Here is an 849-nt window from a genome sequence, read left to right as displayed (position 1 = left end):
GGCAGTAAACGCGGACGGTACTTACTCTGTTGATAATGTTGACCTCTCTACACTTGTGGATGGCGACATCACAGTGGTGGCAACTGCAACTGACAGCAACGGTAACGACCTGTCTGCCAACGACACTGAAAACCTTGATGCCCTTTCAAGCAACATCACCGTTGATTTAGTCATCGATGGCGATAATAACGGTGACATCACTGGTACATCACAAGACATTCCAGCTGGCGGCACGGTCACTCTGGTTATCACCGATATTGCGGGTACTGCAATTACCATCACAGATGTGGCAGTCAATGCAGATGGCACTTACTCTGTTGATAATGTTGACCTCTCTACACTTGTGGATGGCGACATCACAGTGGTGGCAACTGCAACTGACAGCAACGGTAACGACCTGTCTGCCAACGACACTGAAAACCTTGATGCTGTTGATGCTGAGCTAACAGTAGACTTGGTGATTGATGCATCGAACCAAGGTGATATCACTGGTACATCACAAGATATTCCAGCTGGCGGTACGGTCACTCTGGTGATCACCGATATTGCGGGCACTGCAATTACCATCACCGATGTGGCTGTTAATGCAGATGGTACTTACTCTGTYGATAATGTTGACCTMTCTACACTTGTGGATGGCGACATCACAGTGGTCGCAACCGCAACCGACAGCAACGGCAATGACCTATCTGCCAATGACACTGAAAACCTCGATGCTGTTGATGCTGAGCTAACAGTAGACTTAGTGATTGATGCATCGAACCAAGGTGACATCACAGGTACGAGCCAGGATATTCCAGCTGGCGGCACGGTCACTCTAGTGATCACCGATATTGCGGGCACAGCAAT

At 48.9% G+C, this 849-nt stretch carries 1 pseudogene; it reads left to right on the top strand.

Annotated features, from left to right (window positions below):
* Positions 1-849: pseudogene (locus A9267_RS13910) on the top strand (hypothetical protein); the annotation flags it as partial.

Source organism: Shewanella sp. UCD-FRSSP16_17, from assembly GCF_001675935.1.
GTDB classification, from domain to species: domain Bacteria; phylum Pseudomonadota; class Gammaproteobacteria; order Enterobacterales; family Shewanellaceae; genus Shewanella; species Shewanella japonica.
The sequence above is the reverse complement of the archived record's forward strand: the minus strand, read 5'-3'. Positions and strand labels throughout refer to the sequence as shown.